The following is a 26530-nucleotide window of genomic DNA, read 5'->3' as shown; positions in this document are numbered from 1 at the left end:
AGTAATTATTGAACTCATTTTGTGGGATCTATTGTATGTCAGCACAGCGCTCAGACAAGTCTTGTATAGCGTAATTTTCACCGCAACTTTTTGCCCACAAGCTAGTCGCTGTTCAGCTTATAGCAAGCTTATGACATTAATGCTCACGTGTTGACCGGAAGCGCACTTCAGGATGCCGCTCCTCGGTTAATGATAAATTCACCCGCGTCGGCGCCAAATAGGTCAGATGACCACCCCCGTCTATGGCGAGGTTGTCGGCGCACTTACGTTTAAACTCATCAAACTTTTTCGGATCGTCACACTCAACCCAGCGGGCCGTATAGACATTGACCGGTTCATAGATGGCCTCAACTTTATACTCATCTTTAAGGCGATAACTCACCACTTCAAACTGCAGATTACCAACAGCACCAACAATAAGGTCACTATTGCGTTCCGGCATAAATACCTGTGTCGACCCCTCTTCAGACAGCTGCTGCAAACCTTTCTGCAATTGCTTAGCCTTCATCGGGTCCTTCAGGCGAATGCGGCGAAACAGCTCCGGCGCAAAATGGGGGATACCGGTAAATTTAAAATTCTCGCCAGAAGAAAAAGTATCGCCAATTTGAATAGTGCCGTGATTATGCAAGCCAATAATATCCCCTGACACCGCCTCTTCTACCAATTCACGGTCACCCGCAAGAAAACTCACGGCATCGACTATTTTCACGTCTTTGCCCAGGCGTACATGGCGCATTTTCATGCCCTTGGTGTAAGTCCCAGAACAAATACGCATAAAGGCAATGCGGTCCCGATGTTTAGGGTCCATATTGGCCTGAATTTTGAAGACGAAGCCTGAAAAAGTATCTTCTTTGGCGCTGACCTCGCGAGTATCGGTCGGGCGGTCTAAGGGCTCTGGCGACCACTCAACAAAACCGTCGAGCATTTCACGCACACCAAAATTAGACAGCGCCGTGCCAAAAAATACCGGCGTCTGTTTACCAGCCAAATAGGCCTCGCGGTCAAAGAAGTGGCTAGCGCCACGTACCAGCTCAATCTCTTCGAGGAAATTATCGTATTCATCATCCAATAACTTACGGGCGGCGTCACTATCGAGCCCCTCGATACGGATATCTTCAGCAACAACTGAACCCTTGCCGGGCTGAAAGACATGAATAGTGTCGGTGTAGAGGTTATAAACCCCTTTAAAATCACGACCCATGCCAATCGGCCAGTTAATAGGGGCGGCGGCAATGCCGAGCACGCTCTCTACCTCGTCGAGCAAATCAATGGGGTCGCGAATATCCCGGTCCATCTTGTTCACAAAGCCGAGAATCGGCGTGTCCCGCAGGCGACAGACATTCATTAATTTAATGGTACGATCTTCGACACCCTTGGCACCGTCAATAATCATCAGCGCCGAATCCACCGCCGTCAGCGTGCGGTAGGTATCCTCAGAAAAGTCTTCGTGCCCTGGGGTATCAAGTAAATTAACAATCCGCCCCTTATAGGGAAACTGCATCACCGAGGAAGTGACCGAAATGCCCCGCTCCTTCTCTAAACTCATCCAGTCAGAGGTCGCCGCCCGATCATTTTTCTTGCCCTTTACGGTACCCGCTACCTGAATCAATTGACCAAGCAGGATCAATTTCTCAGTAATAGTGGTTTTACCGGCATCCGGGTGGGAGATGATGGCGAAGGTGCGGCGCTTGGCCACTTCCTGCTGAAAGCTGATATCGGGCATGAAATTGGGTCTTCTGGCTGAACAGATTTGGGTCACATACAGGATTAAGGCTTACCTGTATCTATAAGAGGCGTGAGTTTAAAGGACTTGAGCAGGGCTTGCACTACCGGCGGTCGAACAAGCCCGAAATCCGCTGCCTCGCAAGCAATATTTACGAAATTATAATACCGTTGATTTTTGAGGTAGCTGCCCGGTCGACAGACCCGGGCGACCCAGCAAACCGCCCTAGCACACAATGAAAATTGACTGAGCCCGCAATCCTCCTAAGTAACACCGCAACAAGCTTGCGCAATAAGACTGACAGCGATATTTTGCTAGCCACAGCGACTTACCCCCACTTGAGCCCAAGCCAATAATAATATCTAGGAACAACAAGTATGTTTCGCACTAAACACCTCCTGCTCAGCGCCGTGGCTACAAGCATATTGGCCCTTGATGCGGCACCAGCCACCGCGCAACTAGAAGAAGTCCTCGTTACCGCCCGCAAGCGTGAAGAGTCTATTATGAAAGTCCCGGTCATTGCCTCGGTGGTCAGCCAGGAACAGATCGAGCAATATTCGGTCGGCGACCTTCACGGCATCTCCGATCGCGTGCCGGGATTGGTGATCGGCTCTGCCACCATGTCCTTTGGCAGCCAAGTCTCATTGCGCGGCTTGGGTACGAGCACACTCAATGCCACCGTCGATCAATCGGTGTCCCTCAATATTGACGGCATGCAAATGACCCAAGGCCTTGCCTATGCCGCAGGCATGTTCGACCTCGCCAATGTTGAAGTATTAAAAGGGCCTCAAGCCCTGTTTTATGGCAAAGCCAGCCCTGGCGGCGTAATTTCCATAGCCACCGCTGACCCGGGCGACGAATTTACCGCCTCCATCCGCCACGGTTATGAATCCAGCGCCAAGGAGAGCCGCAGCGACTTGGTGATTTCGGGGCCGGTGAGCGACAAGCTAGGAGTGCGCCTTGCGGCCACGTTCACCAGCCAAGATGGCTATTTCCGCAATGAAGCCCAAGCCGACCCTGAATACGGCGCGGCAACACCTAAGTACCGAAACTTAGCAGAAAAGGAAGAGTGGGTTGTCCGCCTAACAACAGTTTGGCAAGCCAGCGACCAACTTCAAGCAAAACTCAAACTCAATGCCACCGACTCAAAAGTTGACGGCGATGGCGGTGGCCTGCAATTTGTCTCTTGCCCCGATGGTGTTAGCGCGCCTTCCGGCATCCCCTTTTTGGGTGGCGGTGAGGATTGTAAGCTCGACGACAAGCTGCGTATTGTCGATCTAAGCCCCGAGGCCTTCATCGGCATCCGCAACGGCGGCGTGCCCTTTCTGTTTACTGAACAGCAATTTGGCTCACTGGATCTGAAGTACGATATAAATCCCGAGTTGTCACTCAACTCGGTGACCGGTTTCTATCGACTCGACCAAAGCAGCATGATCAACGGCACAATGGGCACCTTTGCCGCCGCCGCGGTGGTGGCCGATCCCGATTTTGCCCGCGACGATTTCACCCAAGAGTTCCGACTCAGCTCAGATTACGCCGCCGCACTGAACTTTACGGCCGGAATTTTTTACCAAGAAGGGAGTATGAGTTACCGCAACAATGTCCTCGGCAATACCACAATGAGCATTGGCCCAGAGCAGCTAGTGGCGCTGCCCTTTGAGCTCGGATTAGGTCAAACGGTAAACGTGGTGCCACTGCCCGCGCAAATACAACTCGGCTACCAAACTGTCGACATTGCAGCTATATCTGCTTTTGGCCAAATTGTCTGGAATATCTCCCCGGAATTAGAGCTGGCCTTTGGCGCACGCTGGACCGACGAAGAACGCCAGCACAAAGTTTGGGACGACATCTCCGGTGAACGAGTGCAGATCAATACCGCCACACCTACACTGTCAGTAAGCGATATTTCGCCAGAACTGACTCTAACCTACACACCCAGCGATACCCTGACCGTTTTCGCAGCGCTGAAACAAGCCCTCAAGTCTGGCTCCTTCGACACAGTGTTAATGCCGGCTGCGGGCGACGAAGTGGCCTTTGGCGACGAAGAAATTGCCGGTGGCGAATTCGGGTTTAAAAATCGTTTACTCGACAATAGTCTGCAAATTGAAGCCGCCGCTTATTATTATCAATTCAGTGACTTACAAGTAGGCGCTAACGAGAACCAAGATGACGGTACCCTCGTCATTCGCACATTGAATGCCGCCAGTGCCGACGTCTACGGCGTGGAGCTAATCGCCAACTATATGCCAATTGCGCTGCCCAACTTAAATATCTACGGCGCCCTCAACTACAACAAAAGCGAATACAGCGAGTTTGACAACGCGCCGTGCTGGGGTGGGCAAATGATTTCGGAAGGCTGCAATCGCCTAATGGACAGCAATACCGGCTTGTTTACGGCTCAAGACCTTTCCGGCGGGGAATTAATGCGCGCGCCAGCATGGCAAGCCAACGTTGGCGCCAGTTATGAGCTGCCAATCTGGCAAGACATGAGTGTGGCGCTGGGCTGGAACACCGTGTATTCGAGCAGCTACTACACCAACCTGCTACTCCGCGACGATATGCAGTGGGACAGCTACTTAAAACACAATGCCAGTGCCGCCCTGCGCGGCCGCGACGAACGCTGGGAAGCCGCGCTAATCATCAACAATATTAGCGACGAGCTCACCTCTGGTAACTGTGTTAACGCCAACTTTGCCAATGGCGCGGTTTACGGTGGCGTAGAAACCGGCGGCGATAGCCGCGGCTCCGCAGGCGTAGAAGAACTGGCCTGCAATATTGATGCTGGTCGCCAAGTCTGGCTCCGCATGGCATGGACTTTCGACTGACACTCACCGATAGGCAACGATACGGCGCATTAACCCCAACCTTAGGCGCTATCCAAGCTTGGGGTAAACCAATACTAGGTTTACCCCCCACCTCAAAACACCTCCTACCCCCAAATGCCCGCCAGCTCTGGTATTCCGTCGCATCGGGGTATCTCTCTATGGCGCAAAACTTGCTTTTCCCGTAAGCTGCACGCCCGCTGTCATCAGGACATCGGCCATCACGCCGCGACGCGCGACATTATGAGATGATAGATTTTATGAGTTTTACCTCCCTGGGCTTATCCGCCCCGATACTTTCCGCCGTATCCGAGAAAGGCTACGACACCCCCTCAGCAATCCAAGCCCAAGCCATTCCCGCCGTACTCGAAGGTCGAGACGTCATGGCTGCTGCGCAAACTGGCACCGGCAAAACTGCAGGCTTCACCCTGCCTATACTGGAATTACTGTCCCGTGGCGAGCGCGCCAATGCCAACCAAGTACGCGCCCTAATACTGACACCGACACGTGAACTCGCCGCCCAGATTGGCGAAAACGTCGCTATGTACGGCAAAAACCTGCCCTTGCGCTCCACCGTCGTATTCGGCGGCGTAAAAATTAACCCGCAGATGATAAAGCTGCGCCGCGGTGTCGATGTTCTGGTCGCCACTCCAGGCCGCCTGTTAGATTTATACAATCAAAATGCCGTGAAATTTAATCAGCTGGAAATTCTGGTCCTAGACGAAGCCGACCGCATGCTCGACATGGGCTTCATTCACGATATTCGTAAAATTCTCGCGGTATTACCCAAGCGCCGCCAGAATCTGATGTTTTCCGCCACGTTCTCTGGCGACATTCGTCAACTCGCCAAGGGCTTGGTTAATAACCCAGTTGAGATTTCGGTTAGCCCAGAAGTCACTACGGCCAAATCCGTTACGCAGTGCATTTACCCGGTTGATAAAAATCAGAAGCCCGCCCTGCTGACTCACCTGATTAACAGTAATAACTGGCAGCAGGTACTGATTTTTTCCAAGACCAAACACGGCGCCAACCGCTTAGCAACTCAGCTAGATAAAGCGGGCATCAAAGCCGCCGCGATTCACGGCAACAAGAGCCAAGGTGCACGTACCCGCGCACTGGCAGAATTTAAAAATGGCGACGTGCGAGCATTAGTCGCTACGGATATCGCGGCGCGGGGCTTGGATATCGACCAACTGCCACAGGTAGTTAACTTTGACCTCCCCAACGTGCCCGAGGACTATGTTCACCGCATTGGTCGAACCGGCCGCGCTGGTGCAACAGGCCACGCTGTGTCCCTGGTTTGCGCTGATGAGTTCAAGTTATTGTCAGACATTGAGCGCCTGATTAAAGAAGTTCTGCCTAGAGAGATTCCCGAGGGCTTTACGCCCGTTAATCCACTACCAGAGTCACGTCTAGGCGCACCGGGTGCATCTCGCCCGCATCGCCCGCGAGTAGAGCACCGTGACGGCCAACGCCCAGCGGCTAACCCCGCAGCGCGCCGAGGGCGCCCCGGTGGCGGCAATCGCGGCCGCTCTGCTGGCCAAGGCCGCAATTCAGCGCCAAAAGCCTCGTAATAAAACAAAAAGCCCGCTGCATGCAGCGGGCTTTTTGCATATAAACCAAGTGAATGGAGCAATTACGCGCGACTGTCTAACAAGCTCAGTGGCTCGCGCTCAATTGAGCTGCCATGAGTGCTGTACAAGCTACTCAAACGCTGGGCCTTAATATCTACTGCAGCAATATCAGCGCTAGCACGATCAGAAGCGAGATTTCGATCGGTTGCCGATGCCAACGCCTGGCCCTGGCTCGCCGCGCTTTCATCTTCAGCCGAACTTGACGCCAACTCGCGACGCGCCTCAGCCTCGATACGTGCTGCCTGTGCAGCCACTTGGCGGTCCTGACTACTTGGCTCAGAGGGCGCAAGTGCCGCCTGCTTAACAATTTGCATTTTATCAATCGTCGCTTGCGGCGTTGCGGCCGGAGCAATATCAATACTCACCTCACCATTAACGGCATAGGTGTTGCCGTCTGGCCCGCGCTTGAACTCATAACTCGGTGAGCCCGTATACCGACCACCTGCCACCGAGTGGGCAAGCTCATGCCTATGCACTTCCCGATCCCGCGCAGAGAGCTCTTGCACCTCAGCGCGAATTTGCTGCTCTTCCGCTTTCTGTACCGCCGCATCAACACGCTTTGCCGCTTCAGGCGCGGCAGCAACCGCCTCACTCTCTGCCTCGCCGTTACGGCTAGCAGCATCGCCATTAGCAGCACCCGTCACGCTATACACCACGCCATCATCACTCTGCTGCGCCTCCGCGACATACAAGCGCGGCGCAGACAATATCGCCAAACGGGCAGGCGATACCCCACTCTCAGCAAAAATCGATAAATTAGGGTCAGATTTGACCAAGCTGCGACTTTTACTGTCGTCCTGAGCGGGGGCATTAATTGGCCGGGGCTGGGGGCTTTTTACCGGCGCAAGTGCCTGTGAACCCTGCCCAACTGGCTGGGAACGCAGCTCTACACGGCCCACCCCGCTAGATTGCGAGCGAGTTATCGGACTAACTGAAGAAGTGGAAATAGCGTCCACTGACGATGCCTCGGAAATTGCTCAAAATTTGATCTAATTTTAACCCATTCAAGGGAATAAGCCAGTTTTAACGACCCTCGGCTTAGACCAATTATGTGTATACCTCCAGCACCACCGTGGTAATACGTCTCCGCCAAGTAATATTTGCTTAAGCAGATTTACCAGTCAGCAAGGAAACTCCATTATAATAGCGCGCTGCATTTCTCCCTTTCAAACAAGGTTTTAGTCCAATGTTAGAAAAAGTATTTGAACGCATCCTCTACTCTGCCCGCTGGTTATTGGCTCCTATTTACCTCGGCTTGAGCTTTGCATTGCTGGCGCTTGCTATCAAATTCTTCCAAGAAATTATTCACGTACTGCCCCATATCTTTGAAACCTCCGAAATGGACCTCGTACTCCTCGTTCTCTCCCTGATCGACATCTCGCTGGTAGGCGGCCTGCTGGTAATGGTGATGTTCTCCGGCTACGAAAATTTCGTGTCGCAAATAGACTTAGAAGACAACGACGACAAGCTAAGCTGGCTCGGCAAACTCGACACCGGCAGCCTCAAGAATAAAGTCGCCGCTTCCATCGTCGCTATTTCATCTATCCATTTACTCAAAATTTTCATGAATGCCGACAAAATCGACAATGACAAACTGCTTTGGTACGTGGCCATTCACCTGACCTTTGTACTTTCGGCCTTCGCTATGGGCATGCTTGATAAATTAACGCGGCACGGCCACTGAACGCCCTCATCCACAACACGCGCTGCCCATCTGAACTGGTGGGCAGCTCACAGTACCGTAGGAGCAATATACACAGCAGTCGCCAGGCTTAGGTTTAATAAGCTCACGACAGAACCTACACTCATAAAACCACTGACAAAAGTTCTCCGGCATTATCTCCTTCGCCTCCCCAGCGCAATATGGGCAGCATAAAGTCGACTCCAATTTTAACTCACTCATTGCTCAACCCTCGGCAGTGCACAGCTAGACTTAACTGACTTGAATAGTTCCACCACTGACAACACCAGCATCAATATCAACGCGGCATAGAATAAATTACTACTCAAGGCGTAGTGCCAGAATGGGTACAAACTCGCAAGAATGACACTTGGTCCCAAAATCGAAAGCAAACCACGCCAATGAACCCGATGCCGGAACCAGCCATAGCCGTTTATCAAGAGCACCAACAAGGTAAACAGCGGAAGGAGTTTATTTATCATGACACCTTCAAACTGGCTCAAAAAGCCCAGGCCTATAGCGCCTGCCAAAGCACCCAAAGCCGGAAAACAGCCAGCGCAACTCAACGCTGCGACCAAAACTCCACCAAATCCGACCTGGCCTGCTATGCGAATTTTACTACTCATACTAAGCTCCCGAGATTGACAATTCAGACACAGCACGACTATAAATGCTGTAGCAGCTACAGGGTCAAGTATTGTATGAGCACCAAAGCCACCACGTACTCTCGGGCGCAAGTTGCCAAATCTACCGACGTTAACAGCGAAACTATTCGCTATTACGAAGACTATGGGCTAATCAAGCCACCGACTAGAAGTGCCGGCGGGCACCGGATGTACACTAAGGAGCACGTATTGAGTTTGACCTTTATCCGCCGCAGCCGGGAGCTTGGCTTCACACTGCATGAGATAAAAAGCCTGATCGACCTAAGCGATGACTCCGAAAAAAGCTGCACCCAAGTACGCGATTTATCCGCGATCCACTTGACTGATATAAAAACCAAAATCAAAGATTTGAAAAAAATGGAAAAAACACTCACTGAAATGATTAAGCAGTGCGACGCCAACACATCGCCCGCCTGCCCCATAATTGACGTGCTGTCCTCGTAAGGGCCACGGGTTAATTTGTACGTTTTTGCTTCGTTGCCTGCCGCAAACGCTGTGGCCGACGTATGCGCCACATGACGATGCCGGTGGCAATCAACAGCACGGGACTAAGGCCCAATATAGCCCAAATAGCACGACTCCAGTTGCCGGCGAAATCACCAAAGTGTAAACGCCTAAAACTATTTTTTATCTGTGAAGTGGTATCCGCTAAGCGCAAATCTCGCATCCCCGTAAACTCGCCTGATTGCGCGTTATAACGCACTGCGTTAGCAAATTCGCTATACAGCGGATGCTGGCCACTGACCTCACCTAGGACACTTATTTCATAGCCCGGCTTACTGGGTAGCGAGACAAAACTCGGCCTAAAACCGGGGAGCCGCTGCCCCGCATCAGCTAATAGCTCATCAAATGACAGCCCTGAATCATATAGCCGCTCACCCACAATATACGGGGCAGCAGGCGACGCCGGTTTAGCAAGGCTATAACTGAGTTGGCTGATATTCCAGAATGCACCAGTAAAACCCAGTATCAGTAATACCGGCGATGCAATCGCACCGAGTAGCTTGTGGCCGTCGCCCAGATATATTATTGGCCGAGCACGATGGCGAAACCGAAACAAAACCTTCCAAAACTTGCGATGAAGAATCAAGCCAATAAGCGCTTGCCCGCAGAGTAGCACTGCAATCACAGCGCACAGCAGCAAGCCAGCATCCCCCACTAAAAACTGATAATGAAACGTTCTAACAAGGTCGGTGAAATAAAATTTCGGCGGCGCCGGTGCTGCCAAAACCTGCGCCTGATATTGGTCGACAAACATTGAAGACCAGGTACTGCCACCGTGCGCCATAACATATACCAAGTCGGCTCGCTGTGGATCAGCAAACATTTGCCAACCCGTCACTTCAACATTGGGGTAAAGTTTATTTACGGCCTGTAATAACACGTCAAGGGGCAATCGCTCACTGTTATGCGCAGCAACACGAACTCGCTCGGGCATCAGCAGCGCATCCAGTTCATGCTTAAACACCAAAATACTACCGCTAACGCTGATAAGTAAAAGTGGCACGCATATCAGCAATGCCAGTAGTCGATGAATTTTAAACAGAATTTTATTCATTCGCAGGAAGCTTAAATTGAAGAGCGCAAATAGGGCGACAGCACCGTAAAACTATCACTGCGGCCGATTATCTTGGTCGCCGATTTTACGCTTTATTCGGAAGTGGCACAGCTTTATTGCATATCGCAATTAGTGCTGCCCTAGTGAATACCCGGAAAATACATATGTTACGGCAAAAAAAAGCCGCGATGTCATTCAACATCGCGGCATACGCTAACACCTCAGTGCATGTTTAGAAGTTATACTTCAAACGCGCGCCGATTGTTCTCGGTGACCCCACTTGACGAGACGAGAAACCCAATGAGCTATCAGTACCTGAAATATAGGTCGTGTAGTCATCGTCCTGTAAGTTAGTGCCAAACACGGTTAGGTCGAGGGGCGTGCCCATGATATCGAACCACGAGACATTACCATTCAATAGATCAAAAGAACCCAGCATATCGTATGGAGTTGTACCCGTACCTGACATACGCTGTTCGCCGATATACGAGTAGTTTAACCCTATATTGAGCAGACCTAAGTCGGGGCCCATCGGGCGGGTATAACTCAAGCCGACGGTATACGATACGTCTGATGCGAAGGGTAACTCGTCGCCGACCACTGCGCTTGGCGAGAAGGTTGCCCCACCTACTGGGCCAGAAGCCGCTGCGACCTTAGGCTGGTTATCTTCCTGCTCAAGCAGCTCAGTAAGCAAACGTGAGTATGAAAGATTAAGAATCAAACCCTCAGCGAGCTGAAAGAAGCCTTCAATTTCTGCACCGCGAATAGACGCGCTACCGGCATTAAAAATGGCGGTAGTAGGACCTTTATCCGAAGAAACATAGCCGCCCTGCAATTGCATATCGGTAAAGTCATTATCAAATAGGGCAAAGTTCACACGCCCCGGAATAATCCAGTCGAAGCTCGTTTTAGCACCAATTTCGAAGGTGTCTACCGTTTCTTTATCGTGGGTTTGAATACCCACATCCGCCGCCATATTAACGCTACCCTGACGGTAGCCGCGAACGTATTTACCGTAGACCATTACATCTTCATAGGGGCGGAACTGCACCTCCATTAAACCGGTAGGCGCCTCGCTCGACTGACTGGCCTGTTCAACCCGGACTGTTGGCGTTTGAATCTGATCAGCAACAAAGGTGTAGCGCGTAAAATTAATGAAGCCCTTGGTGTCATCCCAGGTATAGCGTGCACCCGCAGTGATACTCATCCAATCGAAGACATCATAAGTACCTTGCGCGAAAATGGCCTTATTGCGATACACCGTTTTATTTCGGATTTGAGAAACGCCACCCAGAGCGCCATTGGTGACATCGAAACAGTTGTATTGATCAGGGTCACCGGTTTCGATAGTCGAAACATCACAAGACACTAAGATCGCTGAATCATTACCACTGAAACCGTTAGGCTGACTGTCTTCCCAATACAGACCAGACTGCCAGTCTAAGGCACCGTCAAATGATAGACCCTGGATTTGTAGCTCGGCAACGCGACCAGCCTGATCAGTAACATGGGCATCCCTTGGTGCAATTGAAACACCAGGGACAAATTCCCGACGGGGATCAGCCACCGCCACCGATACGGGAAGGCCTAACAAGCTCGCCTGAGTTTCAGTAAATTTTGTACCAAAAATATCCGAGGTGTTGTCTGTCACTAAATTCGACATCGACAATATAGAATTGAAGGTATAATTCTCAGCGAAGGCCCACGAGAATTTATTGATGAAACGAATGTCTTCGATGGCGGTAATCGGATTTGCTACGGTACTTACCGCATCGTAGAAACCATCTTGGCCAGCAGCAGCCTGATCGGCTAACTGCTGATTACAGCCAGTTCCAGTAAAGGCAACCAGGGGATTTTCCGCTGGTGTCGCGCTGGAACAATCAAATAGTGATGCGGTGCCACCAAATGTATCAGAGTCAGCGTAATTCAATACCGTGTAGTTGGTCATTGAGTCGCTAATATCAATCAATGAGCTAAGGCGAAATGCCGTGTAATCCACATTACTCAGCTCGTCACTCCCGATACCCGAAACGTTGCGCACGTGACCGTCGGCTTCTTTGTCGCTCACACTCAAACGAATTTTAAAATCGTCACCGAAAGGCACGTTAACAATCGCCTTTAATTCGCGCAGCCCGCGATCACCCGTTGTCAGTTCCGCAGAGCCTTCAAAGGTATCCGTTGGCTTGGTCGGCACCATGAGCACGGCACCACCGGTCGTGTTGCGGCCGAACAGGGTACCTTGCGGCCCCTTCAATACCTGAATGTTTTCAAGATCAAACAGCGTACCAGGGCCCGCGCCGTCGCCAGAGGTTTGCACGTTCTGACCTCGGGGCGCCGCTACCTCTGCGAAATACACACCCACCGATGCGGTAGTGCGAAGCTCCATGGTGAAACCGCGTATAGCGAAGGACGCATTCTCGGAACCAAAACGATTATTCGTCGTTAAGCCCGGGGTAAACGCGGCCAAATCTGCAGAGTTGGTCATATTGGCATTGGATATTTGCTCTTGGCTCAAAACGGTCATCGAGATCGCAACATCCTGCAGGTTTTGCTCTCGTCTGGTAGCCGTAACGATCACCTCTTCGAGGCCACCTTTAGCGGCATTCTGAGCATAGACAGGCGACGATAGCGCTGCACTCACCCCTGCAGCAATAAGCGTTAATTTTTTAAAAAATGCAGTTGGATTTACGCTGTGATCTCTCATGACACTCTCATCTTTTTTTTAAAATATAGTTTCTACAAGATAGCGGGACGAAATATATGCCCTTCCCCCGCCCGCCTACACAATGCAAAAAAATCCTTTTATGCCTAACTCCAGCGACTTTTATACCGAAAAATTTGACCGGACAAGACACCACTCAGTCCTGCGAAAACTCATTTTGCCGACGGTAAACCAATTATTTTGCTTGCAATTAAACCGACTGAAATTCATTTCGGCATTATTTTCAACGCCAATACTAACCCAGCAGTCATTACTGATCAACACTATTGTTTATTAAAGGAGGCGAGCAAAGAATAATTGGGATCCACAAAAATTAAACCGGACAAATATTATTTTGCGAACCACTATGGTTCACAATTAACACATAAGAAACCAACAAACTCCCACAGAAACAACGCTTGCGCGAGGGCCGCGCTTAACACCATTAGCCAAACGACGATTCCAGTAATCCGTACAAACCCTAAACCAGTCATGCAAGCACCGCACACCGCTAATAAAAACGTAAGGACGTAGAAGCAAATAATAGAGGAGACTGCCGGAGCAGATAGCAAAGGCCGTGACGAGCATGCCCCTTAAAGGAAGACTACTAGCTGCCAACTGAAGCCACACTCGACCGCTAGGAGGGCTAGGGAATCAGCGGAATAACACAATTAAGCGGCCTTATTATTTTATTTGCCGCCTAGCTGCTACATAGATACTTAGCCGCGAATGCGTCGAACCCTAAAATTACGGCCTTTGAGCTGACCCTCGCTTAATTTGCGCAGCGCATCAGCAGCCACATCATTGCGCACGGCGACATAGGCAGTATTATCGAATACATGAATTTTACCAACGTCAGTACCGGCAATCCCATCAGCACCAGTCAGCGCACCAACAATATCACCGGGACGAATTTTCTGCTTTTTACCGCCATCTATCTGCAAGCACGCCATTGGTGGCTTGAACGTTGGCTTATCCAGATAATTCACTTGGGGCAGTGCCTCAGGCACAATCTTATTGCCGCGCATCTCTTCAATACGGGCAATTTTGGCACTTTCACGCTCGGTATACAGACTGCAGGCAATGCCTTTGCCGCCAGCACGGCCGGTACGGCCAATGCGGTGAATATGCACTTCGGCATCGCGGGCAATGTGATAGTTAATGACCGCGTCGAGGGCATCGATATCTAAGCCCCGCGCCGCAACATCGGTGGCAACCAACACCGAGACGCTCTTATTGGCAAAACGCACCAAGGTTTGATCCCGCATCTTTTGATCTAAATCGCCGTGCAGCGCCTGCACACTAAAACCGGCTTCGCGGAGATCATCACAAACCTGCTGGGTTTCATGGCGGGTATTGCAGAAAATAACTGTTGAATCAGGACGGTAACGCAGCAGTAGCAATTTTACCGCGACAATACGCTGGGTATTATCCGCCACTTTAAAGAAGTGCTGGGCGATACTCTCGTTGTCGTGGGTAGACTCCACTTTAACGAGCAAGGGCCGCTGCATGATCCGCATGGCAATATCCTGAATCTCGTCAGGATACGTTGCACTAAACAGCAAGCTCTGCCGCTCTTTGGGAATATAACCAATAATGGTGTCGAGGGCGTCTTGAAAGCCCATCTCCAACATGCGGTCGGCTTCGTCCAGCACGAGCGTATTTACATTATCTAATTTGAGGGTGCCTTTGCGCACATGCTCTTCTATACGACCGGGGGTGCCAACCACAATATGGGCGCCGTGCTCTAGGGAGCCCACCTGTGGACCGAAGGGCATGCCGCCGCACAATGTCAGCACCTTAATATTATGGATAGTACGCGCTAACTTACGCAGTTCTTTAGCGACCTGATCGGCTAATTCACGAGTCGGGCACAATACCAAAGACTGCACGTAAAACTTTTTGACATCTAATTTTTGTAACTGGGTAAGACCGAAGACAGCGGTTTTTCCCGAACCGGTTTTGCCCTGTGCAATAACGTCTTTGCCATGGAGTGTGTGCGGCAAGGCTTTGGCCTGAATGGGGGTCATCTCGGTATAACCGAGCGAACTCAGGTTTTGCAATAGCGAGGGATTGAGCGGAAGGGTAGAAAAATCGAGCTGACTCACGATGTGTATCCTGTAGTACCGCCAGAAAAATGCGCGGCGGTGGCGCGATGGAACCGGATGTTAAATAGCGTTGCTGAAATGAAAAAAGGGCAAGACCCGTAGGTCCTGCCCCTTTAGCATTCAATCCACAAGGGTTTGAAGCTGGCCGCTGCCCGAAGGCGCGGCCACATAGCAAATTACAGTGCTACGATGTTCTCTGCCTGAGGACCTTTCTGGCCCTGAGTAACAGTGAACTGTACGCGCTGGCCTTCAACCAAAGTTTTGAAGCCTGAACCAGAGATTGCGCTGAAGTGAGCGAAAACGTCTGGACCTGATTCTTGCTCGATGAAGCCAAAGCCTTTAGATTCGTTGAACCATTTTACTGTGCCAGTAGTAGTAGACATAATTTTATTCCTGAAATATTCAAAGGTAATTTTGATCTGAAATCAGATCGATTAGGCTGGAAGTGATTCTATTACTTATGAAGTACAGGACGAAAACTACAGACAGGACTTCGAAATGGTGTACATAAATATAGGTCGAACTTTCTAGCTGCGATCGAGTATATAGAGATTTCAGCCCTTGTCTACCCCCTGCTACCAGTAATTCACTAGGGAATAAACCTATAAGGTGCGGATATTCATCATTTTATCCATTTGTTTCGCCCGTAGCGCGGTGGTTTTAGCCCCAAATTCAACACACCGAGCCCCACCACCCCAGAAAGGCGAAAATACGGCCAAGAACAAGGCTATGCAGACGGATTGTTCAGATTCAACCCAACACAGCCACGTCGTACATTTACTCAGCTCCGGTCTCAACTTCGCGCTCAGCGGCTGCGGCTCGCTCCGCCTTAGAAATATAACGAGGCTTATTGCTAGACTGGTTTTTAGCATTGGCCTTTTTAATCTTGGCGTTTAACACCTTGTTCATTTTCTTTTTGCGGTTCATGACAGCACCTAGACATTTGCAAGATAAATACATACTCGACTAAATAACGGCCAGCTCGAGCGGCTGAAGCCCAGCTCATTGAGTATTATGGCAACCGCCTAGGCGCTGTCATCATACGTTGAATTTGGGTAAAGCCAAAGTCAGACGGGCGATCACTAGCGCAATTCCAGCCAGTACAAAAACAAGCAACCCCAGCCATTGACCGGGGTTGCTTGTTTTTTAAAATCGAGGCATACACCCGAGATTGCTAGGTTTTACCTTAGATTAATAGGGCACCTTCTGGAACAAGACATCGGTGATCTGCACTGTACCAGCGCTGCGCTGATCAAAGGCTAAATGTATATTGTTGAGCTTAGTCATATCGATTTCGGCATCATATATCGCCTGTGCATCTAAGCGGAAGGGCACCATATTAATCACCGTTTTTGCACCGGTATCCCGCGCCGACACGGTTAAGCCCGGCGGGAAGTAAAGGGCATCGCTAAAGTCACTTGCCAACAAGCTCACCGAAACACCATTAATGTCCGTCAAGGTCAAAGTAAAATCCTGACCTAGGGCATTTTCTGGCGTCACGCTCACACCCATGCGCAGAGTCAGGAAGTCTGCACCCGTCGCATCCACGCCGTCGGCCGGCAGGGCATAATTTATACTCGCTCCCGTGCCGAGGTAATTGCCGTATATCTGCGGCGCTTTAGAAATAGTCGACGGTGATGGGCAGCTATCTTCATTTAAGCCCAAAATATCTTCCAGACTGCCACCATTGGGCGCACACCAGCCAGTAAAGGTGAAGCCCGAGAGCGTATTCGCCAAGCCAAATTCATTGGTACTTAACGATGCATCGGTCAAGGTGGTATCAACAACAATCAAGTTCTCTTTTGACTGGTGGAAAGACATGTGCAAACGCTCGTCGCAGGTGTCAGCCCCAGCTGGGCAAGCGCTGCTCGGCGCACGCTCAAAACCAGCCCAGTAGCCGGCGTATTGACCTTCGCCACCAACAAAGAGCCGCAAGAAGCTGGCAATCAAAAATTCACCGTGGCGCTTTTGATCAGCTCGCGAGTAACGACCCGACACTGGCGACGCTTCGGTACAGTATGGGTCAAAGCCATTTAAGGTGGCATCATCGTTAAACCAAAAATCGTTATAGTAGTTATGGTTAGCGCCCATCGACGTCACCATAAACTGTGGCTGCGAGACATCCTCTGCGCTGTAGCGAATATTGTCGTACATATACACCCCGTGCAGGGTCGATACATCACCGTCGCAATAGGGCGACAAGGTAACCCATGCCGTATTTAACGGTAGTTCGGAATCAAAATCTGTTGGCGCCAAGGAGAACACCGCTTTGATTTCGTGGGGTAGGTCAAACTGTGAGGTGGCGCGAAACTGAGGATCTTGGTTATAAGTAATCGCCTTAGCAACACCGTTACCTCCACGAGAATGGCCCATTAAACCAATGCGCGACAAATCTAAACTACCGTAGAGCGCGCTTAAATCAGTGCCGGCGCTGTCTTGTGCGTAAATAGACGCCGCGTTGTCGTTAATATCGCGGAGTATATCCAAGTGATGCAATATCAATTCGGCCCGCGCGGTAATCCCCTGATCATTCGAGCCAGAGTCCTGGGCATTAATGTCGTTCACATCAATAGAAATCACCACATAACCGTTAGAGGCCATGGTCTCGGCTATATAGTCATATCCCTTATCTGAGCGGATTGGCACCAAACCATTAGCCTCGCAATCGGTACCTGAACTTTCGTCACCGCTAGCATCGCCAGTGGTGGAACACGTGGAGTGCCGCCCATGCTGAAACAAAATAACCGGGAAACCACCCACTGGTACCGGTGTATCCACGGTCACCAAGGGGTAGTGAATAACGCCTAGCACATCAATTGGCTCAGCAAAGGTCGATACTCGGCTGCCATCGGCATCATTAATGTCTTGTGTGGCAGTGACCGGCGAATATTTAAAATCGACAGCACCTGAAATACTGTAAACGCCTGGGGTATCAGCGTCAGCCGCTGTTGCATCAAAACGCTCTGGGGCACCTTTAGGCTCATCGCCACCGGTATCACCGCCGGTATCGCCGCCAGTATCGCCGCCGGTATCGCCGGCGGTATCACCACCGGAATCACCGCCGGTATCACCGCCGGTATCACCGCCGGTATCGCCACCGGTATCGCCACCGGTATCGCCACCGGTATCGCCGCCAGTATCGCCACCGGTATCACCACCGGTATCACCACCGGTATCACCACCGGTATCGCCGGCGGTATCACCACCGGAATCACCGCCAGTATCGCCGCCATTATCAATATTCTGACTAGGCGCCGATGTTGACGCGGAGCTGCCCCCTCCGCAGGCCGAAATACTTGTCACTAAACAGGTGGCAAAAATGATTTTAAAAATCAGGCTAGATTTACTGCTCGGTCGAAGTGGTGTCATAAAAATTTCCCTACAGCTTAAAAGGAATTAGCCACTGGTTTTGGCTAAACAATACATATCACTGCGTGGGTATTGCAGAATCGATGCCACGGCGGCGAAAGCGCCTCTAAATCACACAATTACGTGACCGAGTTGGCAAGCAGGAATCTAACACCTAAATTTAGCGCACAACAAAGTCGCACGATACAGTGAGGCGACCTAAATGTGATCACCGAAAACAAATATTGGAAATATCAAATTTCACACACCATTCAATTTAATTTTGACTAAAAATTAACCGTAAGCTTGCATCCATCACAACAGCTTAACGATCAAGCTGCTTTTCTCTCCGGCCTACTATTTGTAGTAAACTCGACTCATAGACCACCGCTCACAGCGCCAAGGACTCAAAATTGAAAAGTAAACTTCCCGATGTCGGCACCACCATATTTTCAGTGATGTCGGCCATGGCCAGTGAATCCGGCGCCATCAACCTCTCTCAGGGCTTTCCTGACTTTACGCCCAACGAGTATTTACTCGACCGCCTTCGCCACCATGCCTACAGCGGTAAAAACCAATACGCGCCAATGAACGGCATTCCCGAGCTGAGGCAAGCTATTGCTAGGCTTACTCTAGAATGCTACGGCCGTGCAATTAATCCAGACACTGAAGTCACCCTCGCCTCCGGTGCCACCGAAGCCTTGTTCGTTGCCATTCAAGCCGTTGTTAATCGCGGCGATGAGGTGATTCTGCTCGATCCCGCCTATGACAGCTATGCGCCAGCGGTGACCTTGGCGGGGGGCATCTGCAAGCATGTCAGCCTAATGCCGCCGCACTACCAGCCCAACTGGCAACAGATTGAGGCCGCAGTGTCAGCCAAAACACGGCTCATTATCGTCAACAGCCCCCACAACCCGACAGCGACGGTATTTCGCGACAGCGACTGGCAAGCCCTCGCCAACTTGGCTGAGCAGCACGACCTATTCGTGATCAGCGACGAGGTCTACGAACACATCGTCTTTGACCAAGCTCGCAACAGCGCCCATTGCTACCCAGCCCTACACGACCGCACGTTTGTCATTTCGTCCTTTGGTAAAACCTTTCACGCCACTGGCTGGAAACTGGGCTACTGCATTGCGCCGCCTGCGCTAAGCGCGGAGTTTCGTAAAATACACCAGTTCGTTACCTTTACCTGCTTTACCCCGGCGCAATACGCGGTGGCTGATATGCTCAATAAGCACAGCGACGAGGTTCACGGCCTTGGCGATTTTTACCGCAGCAAACGGGACTGTTTTATTAACGCCATGCAAACCTCGCGCTTTAGCATGCTACCCAGCGCCGGTACCTATTTTGCCCTTGCTGACTACAGCGCAATCAGCGACAAAAACGACGTCGACTTTTGCGAAGAACTCACTCGCGAGCACGGCGTTGCCGCCATTCCCTTATCGGTGTTTTACAAAACCCCGCCGGACAGCCGCATCATCCGTTTCTGTTTTGCCAAGCGTGAACAGACCTTATTAGATGCCGCAGCCAAACTCTGCGCCCTGTAATTAAACGAATACCGAAAGAAACACTAAGATGAAAATAGCTGCACTGCAATCCCCCCTGTACTGGCAAGACCGCGAAGCCAACCTCGCCTACTTCGGCGACCTCATAGACAGCATCAGTGACGTCGATGTACTGGTTTTACCGGAAATGTTTACCACCGGTTTTTCCATGAAGCCGGAACAAATCGCCGAAGCCGCCGACGGGCCAAGCCTGCGCTGGCTGCGGGATATGAGCCAGCAACACAATATGGCCATTAGCGGCTCCGTCGCCGTTGAAGAAAATGGCAACTACTACAACCGCCTTTACTGGGTAAGCCCAGAGGGCGAAAGCCACTACGACAAACACCACCTCTTCCGCATGGCCGGCGAGCACAAACACTACGCCGCGGGGGACGAGCGCAAAATAGTTGAATACCAAGGTTTCCGCGTGTGCCTGCAAGTCTGCTACGACTTGCGCTTTCCAGTGTACTGCCGCAACCGCAACGATTACGACGTATTGATCTTTGTCGCCAACTGGCCAGAACCCCGCCGCCACGCTTGGTCATCCCTGCTCACCGCAAGAGCCATCGAAAACCAAAGCTATGTTATCGGCGTGAACCGTGTCGGCGAAGACGGCAACGGCATGAACTACAGCGGCGACAGTGTCATCCTAGATTACCTCGGCCAGCCACTGGCGCAAACCACCGCCAACACCCCCGCCATACTGACAGCGGAAATCTCGCTGACCGATTTGCAGGCCTTTAGAGAAAAGTTTCCCGCGCATTTAGATGCGGATGAGTTTGAGTTGCGGTAAGGATTGTCGGAGGACGGATGTCGGGTGTCTGACGCTTAAAGGCATTCGCTACGCTCATATGGATGCCTGCCTGCGCAGGCATGACGAGCTATAATTTTCAGTCACTCCCGCGAAGGCCGAGCACCGCCCCTGCGAAGGCAGGGGTCCATCCCAGCAATGAAGCGCAAGCCACACGCCATCGCCAAAAGCATTCGCTACGCTCACATGGATGCCTGCCTACGCAGGCATGACGAGCTATAATTTTCAGTCACCCCTGCGAAGGCCGAGCACCGCCCCTGCGAAGGCAGGGGTCCATCCCAGCAACAAAGCCAACCGCCCTTGCTAAAAACTAAAACCTTATCCTTAATTTGCCATCGCCCTAAGCAAACGTCCCATCGGTTTTTTGCCAAACTGACCAGAGAATTCATCATTCTCCCAGGCGACACTGCCCGCAATCATGACCAGCGGCACAACACCATCTGAGCGATTCACTAACTGCTCGTGATTGTATTCAGCTCGAAACTGACGAATAACGTGGGCTTCACCGTCGTAATTCGCGAGGGCCTGTGGATCGACCAAAATCAAATCTGCAACATCGCCTTCGTGGATCGTGCCGCCTTTAACACCAAAAAGATCGGCGGCGTCTTTCGTTAGTCGCTTCACCATATACGAGACGTCTTTATCGCCACCGCTGGAAGCAAGTTTGAGACTGCGCAAATTAACATCGTAGAATGCCATATTGGTCAGATGTGCGCCGCAGTCATTAAAGCCCGGCATAAGCAGTGGGTTCATTATTAATTCACGAGTTGTCTCTGGGTTGCGGTTAGCGGTGACCGTACTCCAGCTGAGGTCAAGGTCAAAGCTACGCAACAGCTGCAGCATAAAGTCAGCTTCGTCGCTGATCCAAAAGAAATCACTATTAATAATCTCTTTTTCTGCTTCGTTGTAGCCACTGGGCGTCTCGCCGCGTTTGATCGCGATGATCCGCTCGAGCAGTTGCTGCATATTTAAGCCCACCCAATTATCTATTGGGCAGCCTTCAACGGTCATATCACTTAAGTTGCGATTAAAGGCATAGTCTTCCAAATTGAGAATACGCTTTAGCCTCGCCACGCCCCAGCCATGCTTACCCTTTAGCCACATCGCCCGAAACGCCTTAATGTACTCGGCATCATTAAGGATACGTAGCCTTGCGCCGCGATCTTCCATATCAGTTTCATTTAATTTTCGCAGTTCCGGAATTTCTTCTGACAGCGGCGTGACTGCACCATCTGACCAAACTTTAAACGGTGCACCCAAGGCTTGCAGGTGAAAATCACCCCGGAGAAATTTGGAATTTAAAACTTTGCTAAGCAGCTTCGCTAAACTTAGAAGTTTCCGGTTATTCGCCACATCTAAGGCGGCGACTACCGTGGTTCGCAATGGTCGTTTATGCAGTCGGCCACTGGTCAACAAAAACGTTTTTAAGGTGTTAATTGCACTGTCTTTTGGCGGTGTTGCCTGCCATACCGCGCCGTTGTCACGGACGATCTGGGTCAATGCTTTAATTTCTTCGTATTTGGCAAATTGCGTGGGTATGGTTTTTTCGCAATTGGGCTGATTGGCCAGGTAATGAAAGGGCAAGGCGTCAGTAGAAAACCCTGCGTAACCCAGTTTAAGCGCAGCGCCCAAATTGGCTTGCATGGTTTTTAATTCACTGTCACTTGGATCGCGGCTAATACTGGCATCAAAGCCCATGGCATCAATACGTAACATTGAATGCGGGAATAGGGTGACGACATTAGGCCCTAGATTTAGCTGCTCTAGATGTTCCAAATACGCTTTTGGTGAGTCCCAGTAAACTTTGTCTGCGCAGCTGCGCAATAATGACTTTGGTAAGTTCTCGACCCGAGCAAAGCAATCGACGATGGGGTCTATATCGCCGCTGCGCTGATTGCCGAACGCCAAACCTAAACTGCAATTCGCAATAACAACCGAGGTCGTACCGTGCCGCACCGACTCGGGCAAACCGGGCGCGACTTCGAGCTCTAAATCGTAATGGGTATGGATGTCAAAAAAGCCCGGCATAAGCCATTTGCCGCTGCCGTCGATTACCCGCGCCGCCCCCTCCGCATCGAGATTTTTACCTCTTGCCACAATTTTACCGTTGGCTATGGCAATGTCTTCTACAACCGCGGCTTCGCCGTTATTAAAAATTTTTGCATTTTGAATCAGGGTGTCGACTGCTGCTGATGAACTCATGAGTTATTATCTCTATTCTTATAAATTATCAAAATAACTGGCGAGCATAGCTGCGCCCAGTTGTAATGTAAGGGCTTTCGATTGCTTTGGGCGGCCAAATACCTGGCGATGCACCAAGCCCTCTGCCATGGCAAATAGGTTAAAGGCAACAGCATCGGCGTTTTCAATATTGAAGCGATTCACAAACATCAGTACGCGGTCGTATAGCATTTTTTCACCTTGGGCTAGAATTTTCGCCAGCTCTGGGTCTAGCTCTTTACGCTGCTCTAATATTTGATGAAGCTCAGGCGCTTGCTCATGAAAAGCATAGATAAGCTCTAAAACATGGTGAAAAATCCGCTCAGTCGCACCCGGTTTTACAGTGGCTTTTTCCACCTTGCTACTAAGTTCAAGAAACTCGGTCGCCGACGGCACTTGTTGATAAAGTTCCTCCATGCGCTGCTTTGCAATGACGCGCAACATGTCTTCTTTATTTTCAAAATACTGATAAAACGTACCCGTCGCGACACCAGCTTTACTTGCCACGGTCTTTGCCGTGGTGTCGTGATAACCATGACTAATAAAACACTCGCTTGCCGCGGCGATTAAGGCGGCGCGCTTTTGTTTGGCTCTGGCTTGGCTTGGCATAGCTTTCATTAGGTGACTCTTAATCTCGATTTGTACGGGGTATCAAACGGTTAATCTAAGCAATATAGTCAAAACTTGAACCAGACGTCAAGTTCAGCTTTAATGGCCAAACATTAGTCCACTCTATTTTCGTAATGCATGGTGATATTGGGGTAAACATGAACACTCAAAATAAAAGCAATTTAAAGACAGCCCTTGCCAGCTGGAAGGCCAGCGGAGAGTGGCTAGAACTCAATGGCCACCAAATATTCGTCAAAGACGAGGGCGCAAGCGACCTCCCCATTTTGCTGCTTATCCACGGCTTCCCCACTTCAAGCTGGGACTGGTATGGCATATGGGATACGCTAAAAGCACGCTTTCGCCTAGTCACCCTCGATATGCTGGGCTTTGGCTATTCCGACAAACCCAATGTCAGCACCTACTCCATTCACGGCCAGGCCGATATTGTTGAAGCACTGGTAGCAGCCAAATCCTTAGATCAATTCCATGTATTGGCCCACGACTACGGCGACACCGTCGCCCAAGAGCTATTGGCAAGACAACAACAGGGCGTCGGCGCGGGTACATGGCTGTCGTGCTGTTTTTTAAATGGCGGCTTATTTCCAGAAACACACCGCGCAATATTGACCCAAAAATTACTACTGAGTCCCTTGGGCCCAATACTCAACAAGCTATCTGGTTACAAACAATTTAGCGCGCGATTTAGTTCAGTATTTGGTGACCAAACCAAACCCACCGAAGAAGAACTCCGAATCTTTTGGGCGCTCATTAATGAGAAAGGCGGAAAGCACATATTTCACAATTTAATTACCTATATGCGGGACCGCAAACAACATCGCGAACGCTGGGTGAACGCCCTGCATAATTCCACTATTCCGCTGGCCTTAATCAATGGCTCGATAGATCCCGTCTCCGGGGCACACATGGTCGCGCGCTATAAAGAGCTAAAATGCCGCTTAGATTATTTAGGTGAATTGGCGAGCATTGGCCACTACCCTCAGGTCGAAGACCCTGCCGGTGTCGTTCAGCATTTCATTAACTTCATTGACGGCAAAAAATAAGGTTTTTTTTGAGCAAGAGTTGAGGTTTCGTCTGGGCAAACATAAATGAGCAAATTCATGGAGCCACCGAGATGAATAAGCGAGCCGCACCTCAAGCCTACTGCAGATATTCCTTGAAATAATCCACCGCCACTTTAATTTTAGGCACAGTGTATTGCGGCTGTTGATACAGCATATAGATGCTGCCCGCCGGGTGGTTGGCAGTCGTCGAGACTGTTTCCGGCAGCGGCACCCACACGACTCGCCCGTTGGCGATTTCTTCCTCAACACTCCAGCTCGGCAACATGGCCAGCCCTTGGTCTGTTAATAGCGCCTGACGAATAGCCCTTAAGCTATTACTGATTTGTGCGGTGCCGATATCAATCCGTTGCCATGCGCCCCGCGACTCGACATGCCAATGCCATATTTGCGCGGGGCTGCGATACAACAGGGCGCGGTGAAGGCTCAGTTCCGCAATGGTTTGCGGCATGCCATATTTACCGACGTAGGACTTTGAGGCACACAGGCGATGGGTGTTATCGACTATGCGGTGGGCGATGATCCGGCCGTCGGGTTCGCTGCCGCCGCGAATGGCGATGTCGACGCCGTCGCGCTGGAGGTCGGCGGTGTGGTTCGACAGCTCCAGATCAATGACTATTTGCGGGTAACGGGTTTGAAACGCTTCCAGTAGTGGCAGCACACGACATTCGCCGTAGTAAGGCAGCGCGCTAATGCGCAGCACCCCAGAGGGGGCGTTTTGATAGTTACCTACTCGGCCCTCTGCGCGGTCGATGGCCGCGAGAATGTCTTTTGATTCATTGAGGTAGATTTTGCCGATTTCAGTGAGGCCAACGTGACGGGTGCTGCGCTTTAATAGCGCTGCACCCAGTTCAGACTCCAGCGCTTGAATACTGCGCGACACCGTGGAGACCGGCACATTGGCGAGCTTGGCCGCCGCGCTGAAACTCCCCACCTCGGCAATACAGCAGAGGTGGTGCATGGCTTTAAGCTTGTCCATTATTGCGATTCCGGCAAAAGTATTTCGTAATATTAGCTGATTATCTTCTGTTTTTGAAAAAGTATACTGTGCGGCTAGTGATGAAATGCATTAATTGTCTTATTTGAGGTAGCCACATGAACAACAGCGCTTTATTTACGCCATTTGAACTCGGCCAGCTTAAGCTCGCCAACCGCACGGTAATGGCGCCAATGACCCGCGCCTTTTCACCTAATGGCATCCCCACTGCTGACGTGGCGGAGTACTACCGCAAGCGCGCCGAAGGCGGCGTTGGCTTAATCATTACCGAAGGAACATTGATTAATCACCCATCTGCCACCGACAACACCAGTCACCCGTCGTTCTTTGGCGAAGAGGCGCTGGCCGGTTGGAAAAAAGTCGTCGAAGCGGTTCACTCGGTGGGCGGCAAAATCATGCCGCAAATTTGGCATGTTGGCGCGACTCGCAAACCCGGAACAGGCCCCGTGCCTGACGCGCCCTCGGCCTCGCCATCTGGCTTGGTCGCTAAAGACAAAAAGAAATATGAGCCCCTCACCACCCAAGAGATAGAAGGCTTGATTGCCGACTACGCGCAAGCGGCATTTGACGCGAAACAGATTGGCTTTGACGGCGTTGAGATCCACGGCGCCCACGGCTATTTAATTGACCAGTTTTTCTGGGCAGAGACCAATGTCCGTACTGACAAGTACGGCGGCAGCTTGGCGGCGCGCAGCCAATTTGCCATTGAGATTGTCAAAGCGGTGCGTAAACGTGTTGGCGAGGACTTTCCAATTGTATTCCGCTGGTCCCAGTGGAAACAGCAAAACTACGATGCACGCTTATGTGATACACCAGATGAGTTGGCTGCATTTCTCAAACCCTTAAGTGATGCCGGCGTGGATATTTTTCACTGTAGCCAGAGACGCTTCTGGGAACCAGAATTCGAAGGTTCCGATTTGAATTTAGCAGGCTGGACCAAAAAAATTACCGGCAAGCCCACAATTAGTGTCGGCAGTGTTGGTCTCGACCAGGAGTTTATCTCTGCGTTTCGCGGCGAAGGAGCGGG

Annotated in this window: 21 protein-coding genes; 8 read left to right on the top strand and 13 right to left on the bottom strand. The window is 50.9% G+C overall.

Annotated elements, in window-relative coordinates:
* Positions 1-136 precede the first annotated feature (136 nt).
* Positions 137-1723, bottom strand: a complete 1587-nt coding sequence (locus tag ABYT30_RS02205) for a peptide chain release factor 3 (protein ID WP_373081046.1) — start codon at positions 1721-1723, stop codon at positions 137-139.
* A gap of 377 nt (positions 1724-2100) precedes the next feature.
* Here ABYT30_RS02205 and ABYT30_RS02200 point away from each other — a divergent pair, with 377 nt between their 5' ends.
* Both ABYT30_RS02200 and ABYT30_RS02195 read left to right on the top strand, forming a co-directional pair.
* The gene (locus ABYT30_RS02200) at positions 2101-4548 is read left to right on the top strand and encodes a TonB-dependent receptor (protein ID WP_373095079.1); all 2448 of its coding nucleotides are present in this window, start codon (positions 2101-2103) and stop codon (positions 4546-4548) included.
* A gap of 257 nt (positions 4549-4805) precedes the next feature.
* Positions 4806-6119 (top strand): DEAD/DEAH box helicase, encoded by a 1314-nt coding sequence (locus ABYT30_RS02195; protein ID WP_373081043.1) that lies wholly within the window; start codon positions 4806-4808, stop codon positions 6117-6119.
* Positions 6120-6181: 62 nt separating this feature from the next.
* On the opposite strand, the gene ABYT30_RS02190 is transcribed toward ABYT30_RS02195, so the two are convergent.
* Positions 6182-7135 carry a putative metalloprotease CJM1_0395 family protein gene (locus tag ABYT30_RS02190; protein WP_373081041.1) on the bottom strand — a complete coding sequence of 318 codons (954 nt, stop codon included), beginning with the start codon at positions 7133-7135 and terminating at the stop codon, positions 6182-6184.
* A 230-nt stretch (positions 7136-7365) separates the two neighbouring features.
* Here ABYT30_RS02190 and ABYT30_RS02185 point away from each other — a divergent pair, with 230 nt between their 5' ends.
* Positions 7366-7863, top strand: coding sequence for a TIGR00645 family protein (locus ABYT30_RS02185; protein WP_373081039.1), 498 nt, complete (start codon positions 7366-7368; stop codon positions 7861-7863).
* A 6-nt stretch (positions 7864-7869) separates the two neighbouring features.
* Here the strand turns inward: ABYT30_RS02185 and ABYT30_RS02180 are convergent, their stop codons facing one another.
* Both ABYT30_RS02180 and merC read right to left on the bottom strand, forming a co-directional pair.
* Positions 7870-8082: a GDCCVxC domain-containing (seleno)protein gene (locus tag ABYT30_RS02180; protein WP_373081037.1), complete on the bottom strand. Its 213-nt coding sequence runs from the start codon at positions 8080-8082 to the stop codon at positions 7870-7872.
* Positions 8079-8486 carry an organomercurial transporter MerC gene (merC, locus tag ABYT30_RS02175; protein WP_373095075.1) on the bottom strand — a complete coding sequence of 136 codons (408 nt, stop codon included), beginning with the start codon at positions 8484-8486 and terminating at the stop codon, positions 8079-8081. Before merC ends, ABYT30_RS02180 begins: the two co-directional genes overlap by 4 nt.
* 75 nt (positions 8487-8561) lie before the next feature.
* On the opposite strand from merC, the gene ABYT30_RS02170 reads away from it, so the two are divergent.
* Positions 8562-8969 carry a helix-turn-helix domain-containing protein gene (locus ABYT30_RS02170; protein ID WP_373081035.1) on the top strand — a complete coding sequence of 136 codons (408 nt, stop codon included), beginning with the start codon at positions 8562-8564 and terminating at the stop codon, positions 8967-8969.
* A gap of 10 nt (positions 8970-8979) precedes the next feature.
* On the opposite strand, the gene ABYT30_RS02165 is transcribed toward ABYT30_RS02170, so the two are convergent.
* The 6 genes from ABYT30_RS02165 to ABYT30_RS02140 all read right to left on the bottom strand — a co-directional run bounded on the left by ABYT30_RS02165 (position 8980) and on the right by ABYT30_RS02140 (position 18261).
* Positions 8980-10083, bottom strand: coding sequence for a PepSY-associated TM helix domain-containing protein (locus ABYT30_RS02165; protein ID WP_373081033.1), 1104 nt, complete (start codon positions 10081-10083; stop codon positions 8980-8982).
* 232 nt (positions 10084-10315) lie between these two features.
* Entirely contained in the window at positions 10316-12787 is a 2472-nt protein-coding gene (locus ABYT30_RS02160) for a TonB-dependent receptor (RefSeq protein ID WP_373081031.1), read from the bottom strand.
* Positions 12788-13503: 716 nt separating this feature from the next.
* Positions 13504-14895 (bottom strand): ATP-dependent RNA helicase DbpA, encoded by a 1392-nt coding sequence (gene dbpA, locus ABYT30_RS02155; protein WP_373081060.1) that lies wholly within the window; start codon positions 14893-14895, stop codon positions 13504-13506.
* Positions 14896-15068: 173 nt separating this feature from the next.
* A complete protein-coding gene (locus tag ABYT30_RS02150) occupies positions 15069-15275 on the bottom strand; it encodes a cold-shock protein (protein WP_008251819.1) in 207 nt (68 codons plus the stop codon).
* Between the two features lie 394 nt (positions 15276-15669).
* On the bottom strand, positions 15670-15819 hold the full coding sequence (locus ABYT30_RS02145; RefSeq protein ID WP_373084350.1) for a DUF2986 domain-containing protein: 150 nt from the start codon (positions 15817-15819) through the stop codon (positions 15670-15672).
* Between the two features lie 264 nt (positions 15820-16083).
* Positions 16084-18261, bottom strand: coding sequence for a hypothetical protein (locus ABYT30_RS02140; RefSeq protein WP_373095072.1), 2178 nt, complete (start codon positions 18259-18261; stop codon positions 16084-16086).
* Between the two features lie 392 nt (positions 18262-18653).
* Between ABYT30_RS02140 and ABYT30_RS02135 the strand changes: the two genes are divergently transcribed.
* A complete protein-coding gene (locus tag ABYT30_RS02135) occupies positions 18654-19790 on the top strand; it encodes a methionine aminotransferase (RefSeq protein WP_373095069.1) in 1137 nt (378 codons plus the stop codon).
* A gap of 28 nt (positions 19791-19818) precedes the next feature.
* Complete coding sequence (locus tag ABYT30_RS02130) at positions 19819-20580, top strand: amidohydrolase (RefSeq protein WP_373084012.1); 762 nt, start codon at positions 19819-19821, stop codon at positions 20578-20580.
* A gap of 342 nt (positions 20581-20922) precedes the next feature.
* Here ABYT30_RS02130 and ABYT30_RS02125 read toward each other — a convergent pair whose 3' ends face one another.
* Together ABYT30_RS02125 and ABYT30_RS02120 are read right to left on the bottom strand one after the other, a co-directional pair.
* Complete coding sequence (locus tag ABYT30_RS02125) at positions 20923-22800, bottom strand: amidohydrolase family protein (protein WP_373095066.1); 1878 nt, start codon at positions 22798-22800, stop codon at positions 20923-20925.
* Between the two features lie 18 nt (positions 22801-22818).
* Complete coding sequence (locus ABYT30_RS02120; protein ID WP_373084149.1) at positions 22819-23436, bottom strand: TetR/AcrR family transcriptional regulator; 618 nt, start codon at positions 23434-23436, stop codon at positions 22819-22821.
* Positions 23437-23585: 149 nt separating this feature from the next.
* Here ABYT30_RS02120 and ABYT30_RS02115 point away from each other — a divergent pair, with 149 nt between their 5' ends.
* Positions 23586-24488, top strand: coding sequence for an alpha/beta fold hydrolase (locus ABYT30_RS02115; RefSeq protein WP_373084146.1), 903 nt, complete (start codon positions 23586-23588; stop codon positions 24486-24488).
* A gap of 97 nt (positions 24489-24585) precedes the next feature.
* Here the strand turns inward: ABYT30_RS02115 and ABYT30_RS02110 are convergent, their stop codons facing one another.
* A complete protein-coding gene (locus ABYT30_RS02110) occupies positions 24586-25485 on the bottom strand; it encodes a LysR family transcriptional regulator (RefSeq protein WP_373095064.1) in 900 nt (299 codons plus the stop codon).
* A 116-nt stretch (positions 25486-25601) separates the two neighbouring features.
* Here ABYT30_RS02110 and ABYT30_RS02105 point away from each other — a divergent pair.
* On the top strand, positions 25602-26530 hold a 929-nt coding region (locus ABYT30_RS02105; RefSeq protein WP_373095061.1), incomplete at its 3' end, for an NADH:flavin oxidoreductase.

Source organism: Zhongshania sp., from assembly GCF_041623545.1.
Taxonomy (GTDB): Bacteria; Pseudomonadota; Gammaproteobacteria; order Pseudomonadales; family Spongiibacteraceae; genus Spongiibacter.
Note: the sequence above shows the minus strand (reverse complement) of the source record. Positions and strands in the feature narration are given on the sequence as shown.